This window comes from Streptococcus mitis (assembly GCF_001579035.1).
Classification (GTDB): Bacteria; Bacillota; Bacilli; order Lactobacillales; family Streptococcaceae; genus Streptococcus; species Streptococcus mitis_J.
This window is the reverse complement of sequence record NZ_KQ970287.1, coordinates 193963-198195: the sequence shown is the minus strand read 5'-3', so window position 1 is coordinate 198195 and position 4233 is coordinate 193963. Positions and strand designations below refer to the sequence as shown.

The following is a 4233-nucleotide window of genomic DNA, read 5'->3' as shown; positions in this document are numbered from 1 at the left end:
ATTGCATAGCAAGGAAAAGTCCCATACGCGCACGCTCGTCAACTTCCAATTCGAGGATGTTTACGCTGTCAAACAAGACTTCACCTTTGGTAACTTCATAGTTTGGATTTCCCATGATAGCGGCAGAAAGAGTCGATTTCCCAGTACCATTTGGTCCCATGATAGCGGCAATTTCTCCTGTTTTCAGGGTCAGGTTAACCCCTTTTAAAATTTCTTTTCCTTCAATCTCAACGTGAAGATCTTTGATCTCTAATACTGACATGATAGTTCCTTTCTTTTTCAAGACCTTTACAGTGCTTACTAGAAACATACTAGTTGTCTCTAGAAAATACGGTAATACTCAATGAAAATCAAAGAGCAAACTAGGAAGCTAGCCGCAGGTTGCTCAAAGCACCGCTTTGAGGTTGCAGATAAAGCTGACGTGGTTTGAAGAGATTTTCGAAGAGTATAAAAGGTCTATAAATATACTTTTATAGTATAACAAAAAAAAGCCTAAAAGGCTTTGATTTTGTCTGGAAGCTGAGGGCTAGTCTTTCCTATTAAAATGCTGATCAATGACATCAACGATTTTGCCCATCACATAACTGACACGAAAATTTCTAAAGAGTAAAATTGCCCAAAAGGCTGCCATAATATAGCGACCAGTCATCCAGGCTTCATTGAAAAAATAGGTCTCAGCAGCTGTAAACAGCGCCATAATAATAAATTGTTGTTTATTCATAAACTTATTGTATCATGAAATCTTTCTTTAGTCTTCCTCTACCTTCACTTTATCAGCCAAAAATTCAAATCCTTCTGGAATCAGGCTTTCTTCTGCTTCTTTTTCAGTTTGAGAAGATTTGGCTTTGGCTGAAAAGGCTGCGCGAACTTCTTTCCATTCCTCCATGGAAATGGCTAAAATTTCGGGTGAAAAACCTGCTGCCTGACTGAGGATGTTGCCAAACATAGTATTTAGATTATCCCGTTTCATGGTTTGACCAGCATTAAAGTTAGACTCAAAAGCAAGAATAGCATGGTGTTCATTGGCCGCAACCGGTTGAGAACCAACCAGCAAAGCCTTATCAGGGCCTCCTAGACTTTCAATCACCTCTCCCCAGGCATTCTGCAAACGAATCAGATTTTGACGTGCTAAATCAGGATTTTCAACGGCCTCTTGTAAGATAGATTGAACTTTATTGCGATCCACACGATAGACTGTTTTGCCTGCTACTGGTCGACTAGGAGCTGGACTAGTTGGCTTGGCTACAGTTCCCACATTGGCGAGTTCTTGTTTGAGACGGGCAATTTCCTGTCTCAGTGCAGAAATTTCATGTTCAACCTCCCCTGATAGAGCTGGCTCAGGCTTAATCTCCGCTAAACGAATAGTCATCATTTCAGCATAAATCTTGGGCTGCAAACTAGACTTAATATCTGCTAAACTGACTGTCGCCAAGCGAATCATTTCAAACAGATTTTCTTTAGGAAGTGTCAAATTCTTAACAAAGACTGGACTATGGTGAGTGTTTTCTCCTCCTGTTTGAACAATTAACAAATCTCTTAAATAGTGCAAAAGATCGGTCACAAAACGGGTCATGCTCTTACCATTATCAAAGAGAAGATTTAAGCAAGACAAGGCCTTGGGAACATCCTGTTGAGACAAGGCAGCCACATAATCATCCAAGGCTGATAGGCTAATGGTGCCAGTAATTTCTTCAGAGATGGCAGTCGTCAATTCATTTCCCTGTGTCAAACTCAGGGCTTGATCCAAAATAGACAAGGCGTCCCGCATTCCACCTTCCGCCCGTCTGGCAATGATCTCCACAGCCTCTGGTTCAGAACTAATATTTTCTTTTTCTAAGATATAGTGGATATGTTCCTTAATATCCTGTGTCTTAATTGATTTAAATTCAAAACGTTGCACACGGGATAGAATAGTCGCAGGAATCTTGTGCAATTCAGTAGTGGCCAAAATAAAGACTACATTCTGTGTTGGCTCTTCCAGCGTCTTTAGGAGGGCATTAAAAGCCCCTGTAGACAGCATGTGAACCTCATCTATGATATAAACCTTATAACGAGCAAGGCTAGGCGCATAGGTAGATTTATCGCGAATTTCACGGATTTCATCCACCCCATTATTAGAGGCTGCATCCATTTCGATGACATCTTCTAAACTACCGTCCGTCACTGCCTGACAAATATAGCAGTTATTACAAGGTTCACCACCCACTTGATTTGGGCAGTTCATAGCCTTGGCAAAGATCTTAGCTACACTGGTTTTTCCTGTTCCACGTGGACCAGAAAAAAGATAGGCATGACTTATTTTCTCTTGTTCTACTGCTTGTTTAAGAGTCTTAGCCACAACTTCTTGACCAACCAACTGGGAGAAGTTTTGACTTCTATATTTTCGATAAAGTGCTTGATACATTAAGATTTTTCCTCAAACATTGTAAAGTTCCACTCTGTCTTTTCAAGCAAAATCGCGACAAATTGTTCCAAATAATCTCGATCCATAGCATCGTAATCCTCAATCTCTGAAGAATCCAGATCCAGAACTCCAAGTAACTGACCATTCTTCATCATCGGCACCACAATTTCACTTTTAGCTAGACTATCACAAGAAATATAGTTGGGATAGGTACTTACATCACCAACCAGGACTGTTTCCTGAAACTCAGCAGCTTCACCACATACGCCCTTGCCTAGTGCAATACGGATACAGGAAACACCTCCTTGGAAGGGACCTAAAACCAATTCCTTTCCATCGAACAAATAAAAGCCTGCAAATACGGTATTAGGAAAACGTGATTTTATGAGAGCACTGGCGTTGGAAAGATTAGCCAAAACATTGGTCTCGCCTTCCAATAGGAAGGACAATTCTTCATTTAACATTTGATAACGTGATTGTTTTTCTGATTTTAACATAGAACTATTATATCAAAAAAAGGAGCAGAGACAAAAGAAAAATCCCTTGTTTAGTAAACAAAGGATTTTGTGAATTTTCAATTTGATTAAAGTTCGATATCACCAAACAAATCAGCCATTGAGAATCCTGTTTGTGTTTCTGGAAGTTCGAAATCACGTTTTTCTTGACGTTTTGGACGACGTGGACGAGCAGCACGTTTTTCTTCCTTTTGTCCTTCTTCTTGAGCTGGACGCTCTTCAAGAGCTTTGATAGAAAGTGATACGCGCTCTGCATCTGCGTTCACTTCAAGAACTTTAACTTTAACTTCTTGACCAACTTTAAGAGCTTCTTTAGGATTTTCAATACGTTTGTGTGAAATTTGTGATACGTGAACAAGTCCATCGATACCTGGCAATACTTCAACAAATGCACCGAAGTCAGTCAAACGTTTAACTGTTCCTTCTACTACATCACCTTTTGCCAATTTTTGCTCAACGCCATCCCATGGTCCAGGTGTTGTTGCTTTAAGTGAAAGTGATACGCGTCCTTCTTCTTCGTTAAGATCAAGGATTTTCACTTCAATTTCTTCACCAACAGTTACAACTGATTTTGGTGATACGTTACGTTCGTGTGACAATTCAGTCAAGTGAACCAATCCGTCAACACCACCAAGGTCGATGAAAGCACCAAAGCTTGTGATACGTGCAACTTTACCAGTTACAACATCACCAACAGCCAATTTACCGAATACTTCAGCGCGAGCTGCTGCAGTAGCTGCTTCAACAACTTCACGACGTGAAAGGATGAAGCGATTTTCTTTAGCGTCAACTTCTTTGATTTTAGCCTCAAATTCTTGACCTACAAAACGCTCAGTGTTACGTACGAAACGAGTATCCAACATTGAAGCTGGGATAAATCCACGAACACCTTCAAATTCTACTGAAAGTCCACCTTTAACGGCACGAGTTCCTTTAACAGTAACAACTTCTTCTTCGCGACCAACAAGTTTGTCCCATGCTTTGCGAGCTTCAAGGCGTTTTTTAGATACAAGGTATGTAACTGTATCAGTATCTTTACCAACTACTTGACGAAGTACAAGAACATCCAATACTTCTCCTACTTTAACAAAGTCATTGATATCTGCATCGCGATCGTTTGTCAATTCGCGAAGAGTCAAGACACCTTCAACACCAGTTCCAGAGATTGCAACGTTAGCTTGAGTCGCATCAACTGTCAATACTTCAGCACTAACAACATCACCAGTCTCAACTTGGCTAACGCTATTTAGCAAATCTTCAAATTCGTTCATCTAAAAAATCCTCCAACAATCAAGTTTTTCTTAAACTTGACAT

The 4233-nt window shown here is 40.3% G+C and carries 5 protein-coding genes; all 5 read right to left on the bottom strand.

The genetic code is table 11. The features are described 5' to 3' along the window. A partial coding sequence (locus SMIDD26_RS05425; protein ID WP_134990194.1) for an ATP-binding cassette domain-containing protein occupies window positions 1-262 on the bottom strand: 262 nt, incomplete at its 3' end. Between the two features lie 264 nt (window positions 263-526). After that, a complete protein-coding gene (locus tag SMIDD26_RS05420; RefSeq protein WP_001041547.1) occupies window positions 527-721 on the bottom strand; it encodes a DUF3272 domain-containing protein in 195 nt (64 codons plus the stop codon). A gap of 27 nt (window positions 722-748) precedes the next feature. Beyond that, window positions 749-2404 (bottom strand): DNA polymerase III subunit gamma/tau, encoded by a 1656-nt coding sequence (gene dnaX / locus SMIDD26_RS05415; RefSeq protein WP_061439373.1) that lies wholly within the window; start codon window positions 2402-2404, stop codon window positions 749-751. After that, window positions 2404-2901, bottom strand: coding sequence for a GAF domain-containing protein (locus tag SMIDD26_RS05410; protein WP_061439371.1), 498 nt, complete (start codon window positions 2899-2901; stop codon window positions 2404-2406). Before SMIDD26_RS05410 ends, dnaX begins: the two co-directional genes overlap by 1 nt. Window positions 2902-2987: 86 nt before the next feature. After that, entirely contained in the window at window positions 2988-4190 is a 1203-nt protein-coding gene (gene rpsA / locus SMIDD26_RS05405) for a 30S ribosomal protein S1 (protein WP_061439368.1), read from the bottom strand. Window positions 4191-4233 lie beyond the last annotated feature (43 nt).